We start from the raw sequence: 22,722 nt of genomic DNA, 5'->3' as shown, positions 1-22,722 counted from the left end.
TTGTCTGCAATCTTATTACTTAGCAGCTGCTTTAGGGCGTTTTGCACCGTATTTAGAACGAGAAACAGTTCTTTTTGCAACACCTGCTGTATCTAAAGCACCACGCACAATATGATACTTCACACCTGGTAAGTCTTTTACCCTACCACCACGCACTAAAACAATGCTGTGTTCTTGTAGGTTGTGACCTTCACCACCGATATAACTAATAACTTCAAAACCACTTGTAAGTCTTACTTTGGCAACTTTTCTTAACGCTGAGTTTGGTTTTTTAGGGGTTGTAGTATAAACCCTAGTACAAACTCCCCTTCTTTGTGGGCAATTTTTAAGCGCTGGTGATTTAGATTTTTCTAAAACTTTTTTACGCTCTTTTCTAACCAATTGATTTATGGTTGGCACAGCAATTCCTTTCATTAATAAAATAATAAACTTTAGATGATATCTAAATTTTACTTATAAAATTATAAATTATTAAGGTTTTATTGGAGTTTTCCTAAAAACAAATGAATATGATAAGTATCATTAGTGGTGTGATTAACATTAATACTAAAAGGAACGAGAAATCTTTTATTTTCCTTTATAATCTTTCCACTTTGTTATAATAGGAAAAAATATTGCTCTTTATTGGCAAGTGTAAAAAATTTTCAAAAACTATCCAAGGAATGGCAGAAATATTAAAAAGATCATCTATAGGTTTTTTAAAAACATACTTTTATTATTTTTATCAATTGTTTATCCTCTTCATAAAGATAAAAAATCTTTAAATTTTCTTTATAGAAAATTTAAAGAATAGAAAAAGTTTTAGAGTCCTTATGAAAAATAGTACAAGAAAGATGGATAATATCATAACATACTAGTTGTTTGTTTTGATCTAAACTAAATTAAAATCATCAAAAGCATTTATACTTTTACTAATAGTATGGATAAAACAAAAATAGAATTCATAATTATTGTTTTTAATAAAATGATAAAAAGAACTAATGTCTAATTTAATAGTAATTTCAAACGAGCAAGGAATATTTTTAAGTATAAAAGTTAAAATGCTCTCTTCTTTTTATTTTCTAAATTAATTATTTTAAACATAAAATATTTTAAAAAAATCCTAGCAAAATTGCTAGGATTGAAAATTAATTTTGTTGCTTAAGTTTTAAATTTTTATCCCCATAAAGACCTGTACCAACAGGAATCATACGACCTAAGATTACATTTTCTTTTAGATCTTCAAGATAATCAAATTTACCTGCAATACTTGCTTCTGTTAAAACTTTTGTTGTTTCTTGGAATGAAGCAGCTGAGATCACACTATCACTTCCAATAGCAGCTCTAGTAACCCCAAGCAATACAGGCTCAGCCACAGCAGGTTCGCCACCGTATCTTAAAATTCTTTCATTTTCTTCTCTGAATTTTCTTCTTGAAACTAAATCGCCAACTATGAAATTTGTATGACCACTATCAATAATCTTAACTTGTCTTAGCATTTGTGATACAATAATCTCAATATGCTTATCAGAAATCACAACACCTTGACCACGATAAACTTGCTGAATTTCAGAAATAAGATAATAATGCAATGCTTTTTCACCTAAAATTCTAAGCACATCATGACTTGAAATAACCCCATCGGTTAATTTCTCACCCGCATGGATAAATTCACCATCTCTTACTTGGATACGTTTTGATTTATCAATCAAATATTCAGCACTACTTCCATCTTCTGCTTGGATGATAATTCTCTCTTTAGATCTTAAAGGTTTGTCAAATCTTACCACACCATCAATTTCAGCTACAACAGCAGTATTTTTTGGCTTTCTTGCTTCAAACAATTCAGATACTCTTGGAAGACCTCCGGTAATATCTTTTGACTTAGCTGCTGCTTTTGGTGTTTTAGCTAGGATATCAGCCTGCTTAACCTTATCGCCATCATTTACATAAATAACAGTTTTTGGCTCTAGTTGATAACGCACTACTTTATCGTTTTCACCTAAGATCAACAATGCAGGACGCACTCCACTTGGTAAATACTCATTAATTACCAATGATCTCTTACCAGTTGCCTCATCTGTCTGCTCATCAGCGCTATAACCTGATTCAATATCTTCAAAGTTAATTGTACCTGCAACCTCTGCAATTACAGTATTATTATATGCATCCCATTCAGCAATAATAGTTTTATCTTCTTTGCTTGATTTTGCTATGATGGTTTTAGGATTATCTACAAAAGCACTATCATCAAATTCAATCACAGATTCTCTTGGTATATAGTGTCTTTTTGCTTCTCTATCATTTTCATCAGCAATAACAACAAACACACCTTTTTCTTTAACTACATCACCTTTTTTTAGATTTCTAATTCTATCTAAACCATCCCCTTCAAGCATATAAAACTTCAAAGTACCTTTTGCACCAGCTATAATATCTTGAGTGATAGGATCCCCATCCTTTACTAATAACTCACTCGCATAAGGAATACGATTTGGTATATTCCAACCTTCTTTAATTACTTCTACAATACTTTCATTTTCAACTACTTCATCACCATCGCTATATGGAATGTATAATTTACCTTCGATATTACCACTTACACCTGCAAGCTCATTAGCTTTTGCTAGATCATATTTTCTTAATATAAATTTAGCTTCATTATTTTTTGCTTTAACGCTAATCACCACATCTTCATACGCATATTCAATATGGATAGTTCCTTTAAATGGAGCTTTTATTTTTGGCTCAACAAGCAAAATAGCAGCATTGCGGTGATTAGCCACTATAGTTTTACCTTGCCTATCTTCATAGGTATTAAGATTATAAAATCTTACAAAACCTTCTTTGTGTGCTACTACTTGACGATCTTGTAAATCTGTACTAGCAGTACCACCACTGTGGAAAGTTCTTAGTGTAAGCTGTGTTCCTGGTTCACCAATTGATTGAGCAGATATAATACCTACAGCCTCACCTGGCTTAACTAATTTACCTTCGCCTAGGTTAATACCATAACATTTAGAGCATACACCTTTTTTGGCTTTACAAGTAATAGGGGTTCTAATACTTACACTTTTTATACCACTTTCAACAATAATTCTAGCTTTTTCTTCATCTACTAAAGTACCTTCTGAAAATAAAATCTCATTAGTAATAGAATCAATAATATTTTCAGCTAAAACTCTTCCTAAAATTCTTTCTTCTAAGGTTTCAATTACAACACCATCTGCGGTGATTTCATTAATCTCAACACCCTCATGTGCACCACAATCATCCATTATAACTTTTACATTTTGTGCTACATCGATAAGCTTTCTTGTCAAATAACCTGCATTTGCTGTTTTTAACGCTGTATCTGCAAGACCTTTTCTAGCACCGTGAGTTGAAATGAAATATTCAAGAACATTAAGTCCTTCACGGAAGTTTGAAATAATCGGTGTTTCGATAATCGAACCATCAGGCTTGGCCATAAGACCCCTCATCGCAGCAAGCTGTGAAATTTGAGCTGCTGAGCCCCTAGCACCAGAATCTGCCATCATATAAATAGAGTTAAATCCTTCTTTATCCTTTTTAATTAACTCCATCATATTTTTTGATAAGACATTATTAGTGCTTTTCCAAATATCAATAATCTTATTATATCTTTCACCTGAAGTAATCAAACCCAAATTATATGAATTTTGAATTTCTCTTACTTGTTTTTTAGCTTCTTCTATATTTTTTTGCTTTTGATCAGGCACAATAATATCAGTAATTGAAATAGAAACACCTGCTTTTGTTGCATATTCAAAACCAAGATCTTTTAGTTTATCTAAAAAGTTAGCACTTATCTCAAGCCCACCTTCTTTATAAACATGATCAACTAAGGCTGCAATATCTTTTTTCTTCATAATTTTATTCCACATGTTTTCTGGAACAAAATCAGGCAAAATAGATTTGATAATCAATCTACCTGCGGTTGTTGTGATTTTTCTTCCATCAACCACACTTCTTATGCTTGCATGAATATCTAAAGATTTTGCTTCTAAAGCGATCATAACCTCTTCAATACCTGTACAAATTTTATGCTCACCTTTAGCACCATCTTTTTCCAAAGAAAGGTAATAAATTCCCAAAACCATATCTTGAGAAGGTACAGTCACAGAGCGACCACTTGCTGGAAGCAAAATATTCATAGATGAAAGCATTAATACTTTACACTCTGCAATTGCTTCTTGAGATAATGGCACATGCACAGCCATTTGGTCACCGTCAAAGTCAGCATTAAATGCCGCACACACTAACGGATGCAACTGAATTGCCTTACCTTCTACAAGTACAGGGTGAAACGCTTGAATGGAAAGTTTATGTAAAGTTGGTGCACGGTTAAGCATTACAGGATGACCTTTAACAACCTCTTCTAAGCACTCCCAAACTTCATTGGTTTTATTTTCTATCATTTTTTTAGCTTGCTTTACAGTAGTCGCATAACCTTTTTCCTCAAGCTTAGCTAATAAATGTGGTTTAAATAATTCTAAAGCCATTTTCTTAGGTAAACCACACTGATCCATTCTAAGTTTTGGCCCAACAACAATAACACTACGACCAGAAAAGTCAACCCTTTTACCAAGTAAGTTTTGTCTAAAACGACCTTGTTTACCTTTGATAATTTCACTTAAAGATTTTAATGGACGCTTATTTGCACCTTTAACCGCATTAGCTCTTCTACCATTATCAAATAATGCATCAACCGCTTCTTGAAGCATTCTTTTTTCATTTCTAATAATAATTTCTGGTGCATCAAGCTCCATAAGTCTTTTTAAACGAGTATTTCTATTAATAACTCTTCTATATAAATCATTCACATCAGAAACTGCAAATTTTCCACCATCTAAAGCTACTAAAGGTCTTAAATCTGGTGGTAAAACTGGTAAATTTGTAATCATCATCCATTCAGGACGATTTGGCACCACTTCATCGATATTAGTATTGCTATTTAAATTACTGTTTAAGAAATTTTCTACAACTTTTAAACGCTTGATGATAGTTTTTTTCTTTGCCTCTGAATTGGTTGCTGCAATATCTTCTTTAAGTTTATTTAAAAGCTCAACAAGATCTAAATTTGCTAGCAAATCTCTAACAACCTCACCACCCATTCTAGCTTTAAAACCGCTAGTTTCATAACGTTGCATTAAATTCAAATATTGTTCTTCATTTAATACATCATAAAATTCAACTTTTTTACTATTTTCATTATCATAGTAAGCATCGCCTGGATTTTCAACAATATATGCTTCATAATACAACACACGCTCAAGGTCTTTCATTTTCACACCAAGTAAAGTACCTATACGGCTTGGTAGTGAATTTACATACCAAATATGCGCAACAGGAGTGACTAGTTCAATATGCCCCATTCTAGAACGGCGAACTTTAGAGCTAGTAACTTCGACACCACATTTTTCACATTTAATACCTTTAAAACGCATTTTTTTGTATTTACCACAAAGACACTCATAATCTCTTACTGGTCCAAAAATTTTAGCACAAAAAAGCCCATCTCTTTCAGGCTTTAAAGTTCTATAATTAATCGTTTCAGGCTTTTTTACTTCACCATAAGACCACGACTTGATCTTTTCAGGACTTGCAAGTCTTAATTGAAATGCTTCAAAGTCTCTAGGTCTGCCATCTTCTTTTATTTCGATAGGTTTAAATTTACTCATTATTCTCATCCTTATCAAAAATCTCAACATCTAAAGCAAGAGATTTTAATTCATTTGTAAGTACAAAGAATGTCTCTGGAATACCTGTTGCTGGAACATTCTCACCTTTTGTTAAAGCTTTATAAGCACTAAATCTACCCTCAACATCATCAGATTTTATGGTTAGCATTTCTCTTAGAGTGTGAGCTGCTCCATAAGCTTCAAGAGCCCAAACCTCCATCTCACCAAATCTTTGTCCACCAAATAATGCTTTACCACCAACTGGCTGTTGTGTTACAAGGCTGTAAGGCCCGGTACTTCTTGCATGCACTTTTTCATCTACTAAGTGGTGTAGCTTAAGCATATACATACATCCAACATGTACACGCTCTGCCATTTTCTCACCGGTTCTTCCATCGTAAAGCTCGCTTTTTCCATCCATAGCTATTTTTGCCATTTCAAAAAGCTTACCAAATTCTTCAACAGTTACACCTTCAAAAACAGGAGTTGCAAATTTAACACCTTTAGCCCAATCTCTTGCATAGGCAATTAATTGATCATCATTTAAACTTTCTACAAGTTTCTTTTCTAAAGTCAATCTTGACACGTTACAAATTTCAAGAATTTTTGCACGCAATTGTTTGATAAAATCTTTTTGTTTTTTGTCAAATATTTCTTGAATTTGATCACCAAGTCTCATGCCAACTATACCCAAGTGGCTTTCAAGAATTTGGCCAATATTCATACGACTTGGAACACCCAAAGGATTTAAAGCTATGTCAATAGGTCTTCCATCAGGTAAATATGGCATATCAACTTCAGGAACGATATTTGAAACTATACCTTTATTTCCATGGCGTCCAGCCATTTTATCTCCAACCTTAAGCTTTCTTTTGGTAGCAATATATACTTTTATAAGTTTTACTACTCCACTTGGTAAAATATCATCTTTTTCTAAAATTTCTAATTTTTCATCATGCTCAATTTTGAGTTTTTTCTTCTCATTTTGGAAATGGTTTTTTAAATCATCATATTCTTTTTGTACTTCTTTGGAATAAGCTTTAACTAAAGAATTTAAAGCAAAACGATTAATTTTTTCCAATTCACTTATTTCCACTTTAGCACCTTTTTTATATTTAACTCCATTAATTTCTTCATCTGAATTTAAAGGCGATTTAGAAAGTAAAGAACATACTCTTAAGGTTTCTTCTCTATCCATCATCAAAAGTCTATCATGATGTTCTTTCTCAAGATTTAATTTTTCATCATCATAAGCTTTTATAGCACGAGCATCTTTTTCATAACCTTTTTTGGTAAAGATTTTTACATCAACCACAACCCCTTCTAGTGATGCAGTTGCATATAAAGATTTATTTACCACATGACCCGCTTTTTCACCAAAAATCGCTCTTAACAATCTCTCTTCAGGCGTAGGTTTTACCTCACCCTTAGGCGAAACCTTACCTACTAAAATCATACCCGGCTTAATGTGAGTACCTATTTTTGCAATACCACTTTCGTCAAGATGCGCTAATTCCTCTTCTTTTACATTTGGAATATCTTTAGTGATTTCTTCGACACCGTCTTTAAGCTCTCTAGCTTCCACTTCTTTTTCATAAATATGCACACTAGTAAAGACATCTTCACGCAAGATTTTTTCACTAATAACAATCGCATCCTCATAATTATAGCCATGCCATGGCATAAATGCAATTAAGGCATTTTTACCAATAGCAAGTTCGCCTTGATCCATACTTGGACCATCTGCAATGATTTGACCTGCTTGAACAAAATCACCTTTTTTTACTATAGGATGTTGAATAAAGGTTGTATTTTGATTGGTTCTTAAATTTTTCTCCATTTTATAATGATCAATAAATGGCCCATTTTCATCTTCACCCAAAATGAAAATATTTTTATTATCAACTTTTTCTACAATTCCTGCTCTTTTAGTCTTGATCGCTTCCCACGCATCGCGAGCAATGATTTTTTCCATACCAGTACCAACTATAGGAGCTTGTGCAGTTAGTAAAGGTACTGCTTGACGTTGCATATTTGAACCCATTAAAGCCCTATTTGCATCATCATGTTCCAAAAACGGAATAAGAGAAGCTGCAACCCCTACTATCATACCAGAACAAAGGTCAATTAAATGCACTTCTTCTCTTCTTGCTAAGATTGTTTCACCATCTTGTCTAGCTTCAACAAATTCTTCAATAATATTACCTTTGTCATCGATTTTAGTTGAAGCTGCTGCAATCACTAAACCTTCTTCTTGAGTAGCAGTTAAATAAACGATTTCATTGCTTACTTTACCATTTTCTACTTTCTTATAAGGTGCTTCAACAAAACCCAAATCATTTACTTTAGCATAAGTTGAAAGCGTATTAATCAAACCAATATTTTGACCTTCTGGAGTTTCAACAGGACAAATTCTTCCATAATGTGTTGCGTGTACATCACGCACTTCAAAACCTGCTCTTTCTTTTACTAAACCACCTTCACCAAGTGCAGATAAACGACGCTTATGAGTCACTTCACTTAATGGGTTTGTTTGATCCATAAATTGAGATAATTGACCTCCAGTAAAAAATTCCATAATTGTTACAGTAATTGTCTTAGGATTAATTAAATCATAAGGCATTACTTTGTCAATATCTGTATTTAAAGCTGTAAATTTATCTCTAATAGATTTTTGCATTTTAGCAAGACCCACATGAAGCTCATTAGCTAAAAGTTCTCCAATTGATCTAATACGACGATTACCTAAATGATCTCTATCATCAATATAACCTCTGCCATTTTTTACTTTAATTAAATATTTTGCAGTTTTGACTATATCTTCATTAGTTAAAACTGTAACATATTCAGGCGTATCTAAACCTAATTTGTGATTCATTTTCATACGACCAACTTTTGTTAGATCATATCTTTCAGAATTAAAAAATAAATCATTTACAAAAGCTTTTGCAGCATCTTTTACCACAGGCTCGCCTGGTCTCATTACTTTATAAATTCTAATAGCTGCTAAATCATTTTCATCTTCTATATTTTCTGTTTGTTTTAATAATTTTAAAGTTTCATTATCTTGAATGAAAGAATTGATAATAGCAGCATCTACTCCATTAGCTAAATCGTTTGCAATATCAAACTGTTTTTCTTCTTTAATTTTTGCTAGTTTTCCTTCATCTAATAGCGTTAAAGAATCATATAAAACTTCACCAGTTTCTTTATTAACAATTGGATTAGCTAAATATCTGTTGGTTAAAATTTCAACCGGATATTCAACCCATTTAACACCATCTTTTACAAGCTGCTCAGCCTTTTTCTTTGTCATTCTTTTACCAGCTTGATGAATTACATTACCTTTTTCATCTTTTAAATCATATTCAACTCTATCTAAAAAGTCATTTGGATTAAATTCAGTTAAGAATTTATCTTTTTTTACATAAATAGTTTGTATAGGGTAGAATAATTTTATAATATCTTGTTTTTTATAACCAAGCGCTCTAAATAAAATTGTAATAGGCACTTTTCTTCTTTTATTAATACGCACATAAAGTACATCTTTAGCATCGTATTCAAAATAAAGCCAAGAACCACGATCTGGTATAATTTGAGCTGTATATACTAATTTATTTGCAACAGTAGAACTTTCTTCTTCTTTGAAAATAACACCTGGACTTCTATGAAGTTGATTAACTACAACCCTTTCTACTCCATTGATAATAAAAGAAATTCTATCTGTCATTAAAGGAATTTCTCTAATATAAATTTCTTGCTCTTTAATATCTTTTATACCAATTTTTTCACCCGTTTTTTCATCTTTTTCATGCAAAGTTAAACGGATTTTCATTTTTAAATTTACAGAATAAGTCAACCCCCTTTCCATACATTCTCTAATAGTGTACTTAGGTTTACCTACTTCGCTACTTACATATTCTAAACTTAATCTATTTTGTGGATCATGAATTGGAAAAATAGATTTAAATACTTTTTCAATTCCACTTTCTGAATTTTTCGCGTCTATATTTAAAAAATAATCAAAACTTTTCTTTTGTAATTGTAATAAATTTGGAATGTCTATTTGTTGTGGAACATTCGAGAAGTCTATTCTTAAACGATTTCCTGATTGTGAATTTAACATATTATTATACCCCATGGTAAAAGTATTGAAAGAAAGAATCCTAATTAAAGGAAAACAAGAAAGGATACACGATCCTTTCTTTTAAAAAATAAAAAATTATTTAAGCTCAACCTTAGCGCCAGCTTCTTCAAGTTGTTTTTTAGCTTCTTCAGCTTCAGCTTTACTAACACCTTCTTTAAGAACTGATGGAGTTTGCTCAACAGTATCTTTTGCTTCTTTTAATCCAAGACCAGTTAAAGCACGAACAACTTTAATTACGTTGATTTTTTTATCACCACCATCTTGTAATACGATATCAAATTCAGTTTTTTCTTCAGCAGTAGCACCTGCAGCACCTGCAGCAACAGCACCTGCAACCATAACTGGAGCAGCAGAAACACCAAATTTTTCTTCAAATTCTTTTACTAATTCTGAAAGCTCAAGAACACTTAGGTTAGAAATAAATTCTAATACATCTTCTTTAGTAATTGCCATTTTTTATCCTTTTTATAATTTTATTCAGCTTCTTTTTTTTCTTTTAATGCATTTAATCCAATTGTAAAATTGGTAATTGGTGCATTCCAAACTTGCAAAAGCATAGCAAGTAATTCATTGCGAGAAGGCATTTTAGCTAAAGCTTTAACTTTATCTACAGAAGCAACTTCACCTTCGATAAATGCAGTTTTGATCTCAAATGCTTGATTAGCTTCGCTAAATTTATCAGCAACTTTTGAAACATTTAATTGGTCTTCACCCCAAAGATATATATTAGTATCTTTAAGTTCCATTCCATCTTTGCCGGCATTTTTAAGAGCAATACTTGCTAAAGTATTTTTAATAATTTGAACTTTAACATCCATTTCTCTTGCATTATTTCTTAACTCTTCAAGTTTTTTAGTATTTAAACCCTTATAGTTACAAACTACAACAGCTTCGCTAGCTTTAAAACCTTCTTCAAGTTTAGAAACAAGTTCAACTTTTTGGCTTTTAGTCATCTTTACTCCTTTCCGACCGGTGATTTCAAGCAGAGCAGAAAATCTAATTAAGTCCTAAGACCTCGGCTATCTCCAATCTAAGATAAAAATTAGATAAAATAAAAGTTATTATCTTATCTAATTTTTATTAATGAGAGTAAAACTCTCATTAATTTTATTTTGTATCAAGTAATTCTTGAGTATCAAGAGAAAGAGAAGGACTCATAGTCAAAGAAAGACTAGCATTTTTAATATATCTTCCTTTTGCAGCAGCTGGCTTGTGTTTATTAATAGCTTTTACAAATGCTGTCATATTTTCTTTTAATTGCTCTTGAGTAAAGCTAACTTTACCCAAACCTGCATGGATATTTCCTTGTTTATCAACACGGAAGTTAACTTGACCATTTTTAGCATTATTTACAGCTTGCGCAACATCCATTGTCACAGTACCTGTTTTAGGATTTGGCATCAAACCTTTAGGTCCTAAAATACGACCTACTTTACCAACTAAACCCATTAAATTTGGTGTAGCAATTAAAACATCAAAATTCATATTTCCTTTTTGAATTTCTTCTACTAAATCATCACTACCAACTATATCAGCACCTGCATTTTTAGCCTCATCTGCTTTTGCATCTTTTGCAATAACAGCAACACGTACTTTTTTACCAGTACCACAAGGTAAAACTACACTACCTCTTACCATTTGATCTGCATGTCTTGGATCAACATTTAATTTTAAAGCAATTTCAACTGTTTCATCAAATTTAGCAGAAGCAAGAGTTTTAACTGTACTTATTGCTTCATCCATTAAGTAATTTTTATTTGAATCAATTTTTTTTAATAATTCTGTAAATCTTTTAGTATTTTTAGACATTAATTTTTCTCCGCATTTTATATAAAGTGCTACCGCCTTTTTAAACTCTTGGCGGTAAAGAGTATTAATCTACGATTTCAACACCCATAGAACGAGCTGAACCCATAATAATCTTAGCAGCTTGCTCTCTATCTTTTGTGTTCATATCAGCTATTTTTTTATCAACAATTTCTAAAACTTGTGCTTTAGTTAATTTACCTACTTTGTTTTTTAAAGGATTATCCGCACCCTTAGAAATACCCGCAGCTTTTTTGATCAAATCTGTAGCTGGTGGTTGTTTTGTAATAAATGTAAAGCTTTTATCTGCATAAACAGTAATAACAACTGGAATATTAAAACCAGCCATATCTTTTGTTCTTTCATTAAATGCTTTACAAAATTCCATAATATTAACACCTTGTTGACCCAAAGCAGGACCAACTGGAGGCGATGGATTAGCTTTAGTAGCAGCTATTTGTAATTTTATTTCTCCTACGACTTTTTTAGCCATAAACTTTCTCCTTTACTTGCTATATTATCAAACTATTTTTTCAACTTGAGAGTATAAGATCTCTACCGGAGTTGATCTGCCAAATATTGAAACATTCAGCTTTAAAACTCCTCTAACCATATCATATTCTTCTACAATACCAACAAAGTTTGCAAAAGGACCTTCGGTTATTCTTACACTTTCTTCTTTATCAAATGAAATTTTAGGTTTAGGTGCTGCTTTATTTTTCACCTTTTCTAAAATAAGATTGATATCTTTTTCACTCAATGGGGTTGGTTTTTTACTTTCCCCTATAAAACGACCAACCTTTGGTAAAGATTGAATTTTATGCCAAAGTTCTGTTGATAAGTCAATATTGGCAAATACATAACCTGAATATAAACTTCTTTCGCTTATTTTTTCTTTACCATTTTTAAATTCGATCACATCTTCAGTGGGGACAATTACTTCTAGTAATTGCTCTTGAATTCCATGATCTCTAACTAAATTTTCTATGGCTCTTTTTACAGCCATTTCACTACCTGCGTAGGTTTGAATTGCATACCATTTATGATTCATTATTTTATCCTATTATCTTAGATAATGAAAATGACATAATCAAGTCAACCAATGCTAAAAATAATGAAACAACAGTAACAACTACAAAAACTGTAATATAAGCATTTCTAACTTGCTCTTTCAAAGGCCAAATGACTTTTGATAATTCAGCTTTTGACAATTTAAAATAAGTTATTAGTTTTTCCATATTTTACCTTATTTTGTGGCAGGGCAAGAGGGATTCGAACCCCCAACCATCGGATTTGGAATCCGGCGCTCTACCGTTGGAGCTATTGCCCTAAGGGCTTTTATATAAAAGCCTTAACTTTTTAATTTAACTTCTTTGTGTATTGTATGTTTTTTTAATCTTGGGCAATATTTTTTTAATTCTAATTTCTCAGTTGTATTTTTACTATTTTTAAAAGTACTGTAATTAATATCACCGCACTCTTCACATTTCAAGCCAACTTTAATTCTCATTTTTATTCCTTAAAAAGCGAGATAAAATCTCGCTTATAATTATTTAATAATTTTAGAAACAACACCTGAACCAACAGTACGTCCACCTTCACGGATAGCAAAACGAGTTCCTTCTTCAAGTGCAACTGGAGCAATAAGACTTACAGTAATTCTAACATTCTCACCTGGCATAACCATTTCAACACCTTCTGCAAGTTGGATAGAACCAGTAACATCTGTTGTTCTTACATAGAACTGTGGTCTATAGTTATTAAAGAATGGAGTATGACGACCACCTTCATCTTTATTTAAGATATAAACTTCTGCTTCAAAGTCAGTATGTGGAGTAATTGATTTTGGTTTAGCAAGAACCATACCACGAAGAACATCTTCTTTTTTAGTACCACGTAGAAGAACACCTACGTTATCACCTGCTTCACCTTGATCCATTTCTTTTCTAAACATTTCAACACCAGTTACTGTAGTACTTTGTGTTTCTCTAATACCAACGATTTCAATAGTGTCACCAACTTTAACAACACCTTTTTCAATTCTACCAGTAACAACTGTACCACGACCTGAAATTGAGAATACATCTTCAATTGGCATTAAGAAATCTTTATCTGTATCACGAGTTGGAGTTGGGATATACTCATCAACTGCCGCCATAAGATCTAGGATTTTTTTAGACCATTCACCATCTTGTCCAGCTTTTGCTTCTTCAAGAGCTTGTAAAGCAGAACCTGAAATAATTGGAGTGTCATCTCCTGGGAAGTCATAAGAACTTAATAGTTCTCTAATTTCCATTTCAACTAGTTCTAATAATTCAGCGTCATCAACCATATCAGCTTTGTTCATGAAAACAACGATATATGGTACACCTACTTGACGAGAAAGTAAGATATGCTCTCTAGTTTGTGGCATTGGACCATCTGCAGCAGAAACAACAAGAATAGCACCGTCCATTTGAGCAGCACCAGTAATCATGTTTTTAACATAGTCAGCGTGACCTGGGCAGTCTACGTGAGCATAGTGACGATTTTCTGTTTCATACTCAATGTGAGAAGTTGCAATAGTAATACCACGCTCTTTTTCTTCAGGAGCATTGTCGATATTATCATAATCTTTAAGCTCAGCCAAACCTCTTCTTGAAAGAACAGCAGAGATAGCAGCTGTTAAAGTAGTTTTACCATGGTCAACATGACCAATAGTACCAATATTTACGTGAGGCTTATTACGTGAAAATTTTTCTTTAGCCATCTTTTTCCTCCATATAAAATTTACAAACAAATACTAATTTATGTTTTATAATCTTTTGAAATCAATGGAGCTCATAGCGGGACTTGAACCCGCGACCTCTCCCTTACCAAGGGAGTGCTCTACCTCTGAGCCATACGAGCGCTCAGAAAAATTAAAAACATAAATTATAAAATTTTGGAAATTTGAAACTGCTAGAAATTCTGAATTTAAAAACAGCTCCCAGTTTCACTCTACCAAAATTAGGTTGGAGCGGGAAACGGGACTCGAACCCGCGACCCTCAGCTTGGAAGGCTGATGCTCTAGCCAACTGAGCTACTCCCGCAAAGCAATGGTGGTGAGTCGTGGATTCGAACCACGGAAGGCGAAAGCCAGCAGATTTACAGTCTGCCCTCGTTGGCCACTTGAGTAACTCACCATGAATAAAAATGCTTTTTATTTCTGGTCAAACACTGCTATTAACAATGGAGCTGGTTAAGGGACTTGAACCCCCGACCTGCTGCTTACAAGGCAGCTGCTCTACCAACTGAGCTAAACCAGCAAAAAATAAAGTTGAATTATAATGTAATTTTGAATTAATGTCAAGTGTTTTGAATAATTTTGTATAATTTTAAAAAAAATAAAGGATTAAATATGAAAATTTTATTTTCACCTAGTGAAAACAAAAGTAAAACAAACACACAAACTTGTATAAATGAAGACTCTTTTGTTTTTAGTAATTTATATAGTAAAAGACTAGAAGTGCTTGCAAAATATAAAAATCATATAAAGCAATGCAATGAAGGCGAACTTGAAAAGTTTTTTGGTATAAAAGATATAAATGAAATGCAAGAATTAACTCAAGATATTATAACAAAAGATACAAATAAAGCTATTCAAAGATACAATGGGGTTGCTTTTGAATATTTAGACTATGAGAATTTAAATGAGGATTCAAGAAAATACATAGATGAGAATGTTTTAATATTTTCTAATCTTTTTGGACCTATTTTAGCAAAAGATTTAATACCTTATTATAAATTAAAACAAGGAGAAAAAATCAAATATTTTAATATAGAAAAATTTTATAAGGATAATTTTTCTAATGAAGTTGATAAATTTTTAGAAAATGAATTAATAATTGATCTTAGAGCTAAATTTTATGAGAAATTTTACACCATTAAACAACCCTTTATTACTCTCACTTTTTTAAAAAATTCCAAAACTTTAAGTCATTTCGCAAAAGCTTATAGAGGTAAAATACTCAGAGTATTAGCAAGTAAAGATGTACATAACAAAGAAACTTTGCTTGAAAACTTACCTAATGAATTAAAAATAAAAGAGATTAAAATACAAGGATTAAAAGAGGAAATTGTTTTAGATATAGTAGTAAGCTAAGCCAAAAGGCTTAGCTTGTAAAATTAGAATTTGTATAAAGCTTCAAGTCTGATGAATTGATCTTTTTTATCATCTTCACCATTAGTGTTTAAATCTTCAGTTAAGAAAGAATAAAATCCACTAAATGTAAGTTTTGGACTATAAGCATAAGATACACTTGCTGTATATTCGTTTTTGTCAGTATCAGCTCTACCTGCTGCATATTCAGTTGAACCACCAGTATAGTCAAATCCTACTCTTAAGGTTTCAGCAAAAGTATAACCTAAACCTGCAAAATAGAAGAAGTTTTCACCCATGTCCCCAGTTAATTTACTACCATCTGAATAGAAAATTTGTTTAGCTGGAGCTATTACTCTACCTGTATCCTCTAAAGTAACTACAGTAATTTTATCTTTTTCACCATAGCCGATAACACCTGCTTGGAAATCAAAGGCAGAGATTTGTCCGCTGAATTTAGCAGCATAGAAGTTACCATCATCTACACCATTTTCATAAAATTTTTCAAAATCACTTTCTAGGCTATTTCCTAAGTATTGACCTTGAATTTTAAAATTCATATCATTAAATGCGAATTTATAACTAGCATCTACTGCATATAAGAAAGCATTGCTTGCTGAATATGCTGCCCATAATTGGAAAGCAAATGGATCAAAATCACCTAATACAGCTGCACCATATAGTGATGATTTAGGTAATTTTGTATCTGTATAATCTCCGTCATTGTTCCAGTTGAAAGCATCAAACCAAAAACCAGCAAAAGTTAAACCTTCGATAGAGTTATTGATAATTTTACTACCTGTTCCTACAGCATCATCAGTCCAGATTGAACCAACTTCCATTTTACCAAAAGCAATGCTTGTAGCATAAGCTTCGTTAGTATATTCTAAGTAAGCTTGTTGAACAGCAAATGTAGAACCAGTATCTGTTCCTGTTGTTCCTTGACCAAAACCAGAATCTTTTGAAGTATATTGGAATTGAACAAAAGCTTTAAAATTATCATCTAAAGCTGCTTTAAAATTTAATTGAGCTTTATAATTGTGTGTGTTGTTTTTAGAGCTATTGTAACCATTGTCAATTGTATCACCTTGCTCTAATCTATCAGATTGGAATCTGTATCTAAACATTCCTGATACATCAACATCTTTTATAGCTTCTTCAAGTGAAACAGCATTAGCTGCTGAAAAAGCACCTGCAGCTAAAGCTGCTACTAAACTAAGTTTAACTAGTTTCATGAGAATTCTCCTTATTAAAATTAAAACTATGACTTGTATTATAGCACAGTTTTATATAAGAATTCTTAAAGTTAGTAAAATTGTATATTTATGAAGTTAATTAATAAGATAAAATATTAAACTAAAAGATATAACTTTTATATACTAAAGAGTTGATTATAAAAATACATTTAAGAATAAATAAAAATACTAGTTTGCTTTAATTGGTTAATTACTTATGAAAACATTTTACAATTTGCATTTAGAATATATCTTTAAAGATCTAGTAAAAAACTAGATCTTTAAAAACTAAGGAGTTATCTATGAATGTTTGCTTTTACAAGTATAATTATGCTCTTTGATGGTTAATGTTTGGAAACTGAGGAAGGGGCAATACACCATCAATATATCTTATAAAGTATGACAATAAGTGTTTTTATTATTAAGTATAATATTTTGTGTTTTATTTGAAGAAAATTTAGGGATATAAGCATAGCCACTAATAGGATTTATAATAATACATATATGTTTATTTTGGTTATTAGATAATCTTACAATACAATCATTATTAAAAGATGCAAGTTTATCATAAGCACGCATGGCATTTTTTAAAGGTGTATACAAACGACCGTAATCATCAAAAATTAAACGCGTACTTCCTTTACAAGCACCTTCAAATAAAACCTTAGATATACCATAAGTTTTTTCTATGTTGTATTTCGAATTTGCTTTAAAATCATTTTGGTTTATCACCCCACTTTGACCTGAGTTCATTAGTATATTAGGGTTGATAAGATCAACTGCTATTTCTCTGTCTTTATTAGTCATATTTTTACCTATATTTGCATTACCATCACCATTTTTATCTAAAAAAATGGTATAAGTTTGTTCATTGTTTGTAGCAGATTTTGATCGTATAAAATACAGCTGCCATTTAGCCTTAAACCACTCTCGTTTAGCAATGTTAAATTCTTTAACTCTGAAATCATTTTGTATTAAAGCTAAGTGTCTTGTGTATTTGATATCATTTAAAACTTGCTCAGCTCCTAAACGTAAATAATCAGGCTTATAATAAACATAAGCCATAGAAAATAATAAAGATAATATAATACAAACAAAAACTAGTTCTATTAAAGTAAAAGCTTGTTTCATTTTATAGAATAATAAACATTATGCTTGCCCAAACTAACATAGATCTTGCTAGCTTTTTTACTAGAATGAAGTTCTAGCTTACCTTCAGAAATACCATAAAATTTAAGTCTTAGGGCTAGTTCTTTATCTTGGGTAAAAATGTGTGTGAGATTGTGTTGTTTTAAATTTAGAGCTAATTCTTTGGCTATATGATAATCGTAAGCAAAATGTTTTTTTGGATCTTTTAGCAGATAATAAAACACTTGATTGAAAATAATGCCCACATAAAAAAACAACAAAAACACTAAAGAACATTCGATAAAAATTTTATGTTTTAAACGCAATTGCGGCATTCTAGAGCGATATGAGGACATTAAATAGCGAATTAGCAATGGAGTACAAACCACACAAAAAGGCAAAAAATCCTCTAAAAAAAGTCTTTGTCTTATGGAAAAAATTAAACAAAAAACAAAAGTAGTTGCACTAATAAACCATAAAAGTGGCTTATCATCTTGCAAAAGAATTCTATAAATAACATAAAAAAAATAAAGAAAAACTAAAGGTGAAAAGCAAGCTGCAAAAATGCCTAAAGTATCCAAAAAATATCCTTTAGGTTTTCCGCTTGCGTCAAAACCATAAACACTCATTGCAATAATAAATAAAATCAAAGCACACACGATAAGTAATTTATCTTTTTTATAAATAGCATAGAAGAAAAAAGATAAATATAAAATTGCAAAATTTTCATCTACAAAAAGAACTAAAACTAATAAAATATAAAATAAAAAGATTTTTTTATATTCAAATAATACTAAAATTAAAAGCGTGAAAAATATTACAATGCTTGATTCATTGATAAGTAAAGCACTGACTACACTACCAGGAAGCAATATAAAAAGTACAACGGAAATAAAGGCATCAAAAGAAGTTTTAGTATATCTTAAAGCTAAAATATACAACAAAATACAACTTAAAGAATGTAATAAAACAAAAGGAAGTCTTAATCCAAAATCATTTTGACCAAAAAGACTAGTACCAAATCTAGCGATCATAGCAATTATACTATGATCATAAAAATAAATTTGTGCTTCATTGTAGCTTATAGATAAAGTGCTTATACCATACAATAAAGCACAAAAATCAAAAAATAAAACGGCGAATAAATACCTTTTCATTTTTAATTAATCAAGTTTTACAGGTCCATTACTTGCATGAGATTGTAAGAATCTTAAAATTCTATCTTTTTCTGCATCATTAATTTTTGCAAAACCTTGCATAGCTGATAAATACGCATCCCATTCTTCCATTAAGTGTTCTTTTGGTTTATGAGCAGCATGGCAACTTGTACATGTGTCATAATAAGTTAATTCTATTGCATCCCAAGCAAGAATTTCTTGATCTGTTAAATCTTTATTTTTTACCAAAAATTCCATTTCATTTTTTGCATTTTCAGAATTCAAAGTGAGTAAAAGATAAATTCCATCCTTAGTAAAAGCAAGGCTTTTTGGATTTGATTCCACTACCTCACCTTTAACTTTTATCAAAGAATAATCACCTTCTTTTTTTATCAATTCTACTTTAGAGCCTTCATAAATTTGCCCCACAACTTTTTTACTAGCACTATCTAAAAGATCAACTTTTTCATTAAAAATAAACATATCTTTAGCAAACAAAGTGCTAGTTAAAAATATAAATGTTAAAATAATTTTTCTCATTATTAAGCTCCTATAATTTCAGGTGGTGTTGTTGAGTTATAAGGTTTTATAACTTCTTTTAATTTTTTAATACCAACAAGACAAGTATTTACACTCGTAGCTTGAGCCATAGTTGAAGTTGGTCTTGAGCTGGTTAATACATTTACATGACCTGCATTACATCTTGGTTTGCTATCACTAATATCTTCAGGATCATACCAAGCACCTTCTTGGATGCTAATAACTCCTTCCATAATATTATCGGTTACAAATGCACCTGCTAAAAGTGAACCGCGATCATTATATACCTCTACAACTTCTCCATGAGCAATGCCAAGTTTTTTAGCATCATTTGTATTAATAACTACAGGTTCTCTGCCTTGAATTTTATACAAATCTCTTACCCAAGTATTATCAAGTTGAGAATGAACTCTATATCTTGGATGTGGACTTAATAAATGGAAAGGGTATTTTTTGACTAATTTTTCATTGCCAAGCCACTCAGCTGGTTCAAACCAAGTTGGATGTGCTTTAAAATCTTCCAATTTATAACTTTCAAATTTAGGAGAATAAATTTGAATTTTACCACTTTCTGTGGCAAGTTTATTTACCACCGGATCTGCTCTAAATTCAGAGTGTCTTACGAAGTTATAAGCTTCTTTTGGAGGTTCAAAATGCACAAAACCTTGTTTCCAAAAATCTGCAAATTCCATATAATAAGGGCAATCACTTCTACCATAAAATCCTTCAAGCCATTCTTGTTTAGTTTTACCACCAGTAAATTTTTTATACTCTCTTTCCCCTATTCTTTTTGCTAATTCTTCAAAAATATCATAATCATTTCTACTTTCAAAATAAGGCTCAATCACTTTTTTCATAGCATAAACATAATCTTGCGAGTATGATCCACCAAAACTTATATCATCTCTTTCTAATGTAGTAGTTGAAGGTAAAACAATGTCTGCCATTTTTGCCATAGGAGTCCACCAAGGCTCATGTACAATTAATGTATCAAGAGTTCTTAAAGCTTTGATTAGCTCATTGGTGTCTGGGTGATGGCCCAATACAGAAGCACCGACTACATACATCATTTTGATTTTTGGATAAGTGATTTCCTTGCCTTTGAATTTTACAGTTTTACCTGGATTTAAAATTGCTTCTGAAACTCTACTTGCAGGAATATTTGTATCAAGATTGTTTTTACCTTGTGGCAATCCAACTGGAAGTCTTACGCCTGAAAATGCTTGTCCACCACCTGCATAATGCATAGAAAAACCAAATCCTCCACCAGGCAAACCCACTTGACCTATCATAGAAGCTAAAACCATCAATGTCCAATCAGCTTGTTCTCCATGTTGCGCTCTTTGCATAGCCCAATTACCAGCTAAGAAAGTTCTATTTTTTACAAAGGTATCTGCTAATGCAGTAATTACATTTTCTTCTACCCCTGTAATATTTGCAGCCCAAGCTGGAGTTTTATCAACCCCATCAGTTTTCCCAAGTAAATAAGGTAAAAATTTATCAAAACCGTCAGTATATTTTTCTATAAAATTCTTATCATATTTTCCACTTTTATACAGATAATTCATCATTCCAAGCATCAAAGCAACATCGGTATTTGGACGAATTTTAATCCATTCTGCATTTAAAATTTCTGCTGTTTGAGTGTACTGAGGATCAATAGTAATAAATTTAATATTTGACTTACTGTATTTTTTATAATAATCATCATTACCACGATTAGCCACTTTATAATCAATTTGATTACATTTATATAAATCAGCACCCCATAGAACATAAACTTGAGTATTTTCCAAAATAACTTCATGCGCAGTTTGTAAAGAATAAACTTCCAAATCTCCCATTATAGTCGCATTGACCCTACCTGCAGCACCATTACTGTATTCTCCATCAGTTCCTATGTGACCACCCAAAGCTGTATTAAAAAATCTTCCTGCCACTGAATTACAATTATGTAATAAACCAACATGACCCCAAGCACCATAGCTTGCATTAAACAAATTTTCAATAGGGGTTTCTTTTAGTTTTTCCAATATAAGATCCATTGCTTTTTCCCAACTTACTCTTACAAAAGGCTCTTTACCTCTTAATTTAGGTCTTTTTTTACCTTCTAAAAAACTTTTTCTTACACAAGGATATTTTACCCTAGTATCTGAATAAGTTCTGTCAACGATAGCATCAGTAATAATAGAAGGATGTTTGTCAGATTGCTGTGGAGTAACTTTTACAAGCTTACCTTCTGAATTAACTTCAGCCCAAAAAGCTCCAAAATGTGTTGCATGAGGAATTTTTTTAGTGTTATAAAATTTAGTTCCCTCGCCTGCGGCCATTAGAGGATTAACAGTAACAATAGCTGAACTTGCAGCTAAACCCTTTAAAAATTTTCTTCTTGTTAATTTCATGAAAATATCCTTTCAAAGTAATATGCAAATATTATTACATTATTTCTTTTAAAAGCCTAAAATTTAATATTCCAAAAAAATTCTATCCATTCTTTAGCTTCTTTGATATAAAATTCAGGAATTAACAAGGCTGATGACTTATAAAAAATACTCGCAACCTTAAGCTCTAAGTGAGGGTATTTTTCCATTAAAACTCTTTTGATTTCTATCATTGTTTCACCGCTATCAATAATATCATCTACTAAAAGAATTTTCTTATATGTACTAAGATCAGGAATATTAAAAATTTTAATCGTATCTAATTTTTGCGTATCTTCATAATGAATTGAATTTAAAGAAAATAAATTTCTATTTCCCATACCTTCAGCTAAAAAATGCCCTAAAGTCATACCACCTCTTGCTATAGCAAGCAAAACATCTGGATTAAATTCTTCTTTAATTTTACGTGTAAAAGGGATAATTTCTTTTTGAAATTCTTCATAAGCATAATAATACATAATCACTTC

General features: G+C 31.5%; 19 protein-coding genes and 5 tRNA genes. 1 reads left to right on the top strand and 23 read right to left on the bottom strand.

Features of this window, described 5'->3' with window-relative positions; translation table 11 throughout:
* Positions 1 to 15 precede the first annotated feature (15 nt).
* The 17 genes from rpsL to CSUB8523_RS02270 all read right to left on the bottom strand — a co-directional run bounded on the left by rpsL (position 16) and on the right by CSUB8523_RS02270 (position 14,921).
* Positions 16 to 399, bottom strand: a complete 384-nt coding sequence (gene rpsL / locus CSUB8523_RS02345) for a 30S ribosomal protein S12 (RefSeq protein WP_012661187.1) — start codon at positions 397 to 399, stop codon at positions 16 to 18.
* Positions 400 to 871: 472 nt separating this feature from the next.
* Positions 872 to 1,018, bottom strand: a complete 147-nt coding sequence (locus CSUB8523_RS10675; RefSeq protein WP_392389807.1) for a CatA-like O-acetyltransferase — start codon at positions 1,016 to 1,018, stop codon at positions 872 to 874.
* 109 nt (positions 1,019 to 1,127) lie between these two features.
* Positions 1,128 to 5,681 carry a DNA-directed RNA polymerase subunit beta' gene (gene rpoC, locus CSUB8523_RS02340; RefSeq protein WP_039663067.1) on the bottom strand — a complete coding sequence of 1,518 codons (4,554 nt, stop codon included), beginning with the start codon at positions 5,679 to 5,681 and terminating at the stop codon, positions 1,128 to 1,130.
* Positions 5,674 to 9,807 (bottom strand): DNA-directed RNA polymerase subunit beta, encoded by a 4,134-nt coding sequence (gene rpoB / locus CSUB8523_RS02335; RefSeq protein WP_043020342.1) that lies wholly within the window; start codon positions 9,805 to 9,807, stop codon positions 5,674 to 5,676. The genes rpoC and rpoB overlap by 8 nt, the downstream gene beginning before the upstream one ends.
* Before the next feature lie 96 nt (positions 9,808 to 9,903).
* Positions 9,904 to 10,281, bottom strand: coding sequence for a 50S ribosomal protein L7/L12 (rplL, locus tag CSUB8523_RS02330; protein WP_043019497.1), 378 nt, complete (start codon positions 10,279 to 10,281; stop codon positions 9,904 to 9,906).
* A gap of 20 nt (positions 10,282 to 10,301) precedes the next feature.
* Positions 10,302 to 10,781: a 50S ribosomal protein L10 gene (gene rplJ, locus CSUB8523_RS02325; protein WP_039617749.1), complete on the bottom strand. Its 480-nt coding sequence runs from the start codon at positions 10,779 to 10,781 to the stop codon at positions 10,302 to 10,304.
* Positions 10,782 to 10,935: 154 nt separating this feature from the next.
* The gene (gene rplA / locus CSUB8523_RS02320; RefSeq protein ID WP_039617747.1) at positions 10,936 to 11,637 is read right to left on the bottom strand and encodes a 50S ribosomal protein L1; all 702 of its coding nucleotides are present in this window, start codon (positions 11,635 to 11,637) and stop codon (positions 10,936 to 10,938) included.
* A gap of 64 nt (positions 11,638 to 11,701) precedes the next feature.
* Complete coding sequence (gene rplK / locus CSUB8523_RS02315; protein WP_012661181.1) at positions 11,702 to 12,127, bottom strand: 50S ribosomal protein L11; 426 nt, start codon at positions 12,125 to 12,127, stop codon at positions 11,702 to 11,704.
* Positions 12,128 to 12,154: 27 nt separating this feature from the next.
* Entirely contained in the window at positions 12,155 to 12,688 is a 534-nt protein-coding gene (nusG, locus tag CSUB8523_RS02310) for a transcription termination/antitermination protein NusG (RefSeq protein ID WP_087684660.1), read from the bottom strand.
* Position 12,689: 1 nt separating this feature from the next.
* Positions 12,690 to 12,872, bottom strand: a complete 183-nt coding sequence (gene secE / locus CSUB8523_RS02305; RefSeq protein WP_039617745.1) for a preprotein translocase subunit SecE — start codon at positions 12,870 to 12,872, stop codon at positions 12,690 to 12,692.
* Between the two features lie 16 nt (positions 12,873 to 12,888).
* Positions 12,889 to 12,964: transfer RNA gene (locus CSUB8523_RS02300), tRNA-Trp, on the bottom strand.
* Between the two features lie 21 nt (positions 12,965 to 12,985).
* Positions 12,986 to 13,144 carry a 50S ribosomal protein L33 gene (rpmG, locus tag CSUB8523_RS02295; protein WP_012661178.1) on the bottom strand — a complete coding sequence of 53 codons (159 nt, stop codon included), beginning with the start codon at positions 13,142 to 13,144 and terminating at the stop codon, positions 12,986 to 12,988.
* 39 nt (positions 13,145 to 13,183) lie between these two features.
* A complete protein-coding gene (gene tuf, locus CSUB8523_RS02290; RefSeq protein ID WP_043019496.1) occupies positions 13,184 to 14,383 on the bottom strand; it encodes an elongation factor Tu in 1,200 nt (399 codons plus the stop codon).
* A gap of 65 nt (positions 14,384 to 14,448) precedes the next feature.
* Positions 14,449 to 14,523: transfer RNA gene (locus CSUB8523_RS02285), tRNA-Thr, on the bottom strand.
* Positions 14,524 to 14,628: 105 nt separating this feature from the next.
* Positions 14,629 to 14,705: transfer RNA gene (locus tag CSUB8523_RS02280), tRNA-Gly, on the bottom strand.
* A gap of 7 nt (positions 14,706 to 14,712) precedes the next feature.
* Positions 14,713 to 14,798 (bottom strand) — tRNA-Tyr (locus CSUB8523_RS02275).
* 47 nt (positions 14,799 to 14,845) lie between these two features.
* A tRNA-Thr gene (locus CSUB8523_RS02270) sits at positions 14,846 to 14,921 on the bottom strand.
* A gap of 92 nt (positions 14,922 to 15,013) precedes the next feature.
* On the opposite strand from CSUB8523_RS02270, the gene CSUB8523_RS02265 reads away from it, so the two are divergent.
* On the top strand, positions 15,014 to 15,757 hold the full coding sequence (locus CSUB8523_RS02265; protein ID WP_043019495.1) for a YaaA family protein: 744 nt from the start codon (positions 15,014 to 15,016) through the stop codon (positions 15,755 to 15,757).
* Positions 15,758 to 15,780: 23 nt separating this feature from the next.
* On the opposite strand, the gene CSUB8523_RS02260 is transcribed toward CSUB8523_RS02265, so the two are convergent.
* The 6 genes from CSUB8523_RS02260 to CSUB8523_RS02235 all read right to left on the bottom strand — a co-directional run bounded on the left by CSUB8523_RS02260 (position 15,781) and on the right by CSUB8523_RS02235 (position 22,713).
* Positions 15,781 to 16,989: a major outer membrane protein gene (locus CSUB8523_RS02260; protein WP_043019494.1), complete on the bottom strand. Its 1,209-nt coding sequence runs from the start codon at positions 16,987 to 16,989 to the stop codon at positions 15,781 to 15,783.
* 390 nt (positions 16,990 to 17,379) lie between these two features.
* Complete coding sequence (locus tag CSUB8523_RS02255; protein WP_043019493.1) at positions 17,380 to 18,120, bottom strand: pilus assembly FimT family protein; 741 nt, start codon at positions 18,118 to 18,120, stop codon at positions 17,380 to 17,382.
* Complete coding sequence (locus tag CSUB8523_RS02250) at positions 18,117 to 19,274, bottom strand: glycosyltransferase family 39 protein (protein WP_043019492.1); 1,158 nt, start codon at positions 19,272 to 19,274, stop codon at positions 18,117 to 18,119. The genes CSUB8523_RS02255 and CSUB8523_RS02250 overlap by 4 nt, the downstream gene beginning before the upstream one ends.
* 6 nt (positions 19,275 to 19,280) lie before the next feature.
* Complete coding sequence (locus tag CSUB8523_RS02245) at positions 19,281 to 19,814, bottom strand: monoheme c-type cytochrome (protein ID WP_039663047.1); 534 nt, start codon at positions 19,812 to 19,814, stop codon at positions 19,281 to 19,283.
* A gap of 2 nt (positions 19,815 to 19,816) precedes the next feature.
* Positions 19,817 to 22,216 carry a molybdopterin guanine dinucleotide-containing S/N-oxide reductase gene (locus CSUB8523_RS02240; protein WP_039663045.1) on the bottom strand — a complete coding sequence of 800 codons (2,400 nt, stop codon included), beginning with the start codon at positions 22,214 to 22,216 and terminating at the stop codon, positions 19,817 to 19,819.
* 56 nt (positions 22,217 to 22,272) lie between these two features.
* Positions 22,273 to 22,713 (bottom strand): phosphoribosyltransferase, encoded by a 441-nt coding sequence (locus CSUB8523_RS02235; protein WP_039663043.1) that lies wholly within the window; start codon positions 22,711 to 22,713, stop codon positions 22,273 to 22,275.
* Positions 22,714 to 22,722: the final 9 nt, after the last annotated feature.

Source organism: Campylobacter subantarcticus LMG 24377 (assembly GCF_000816305.1).
Classification (GTDB): domain Bacteria; phylum Campylobacterota; class Campylobacteria; order Campylobacterales; family Campylobacteraceae; genus Campylobacter_D; species Campylobacter_D subantarcticus.
This window is presented reverse-complemented; position numbering and strand designations above follow the sequence as displayed.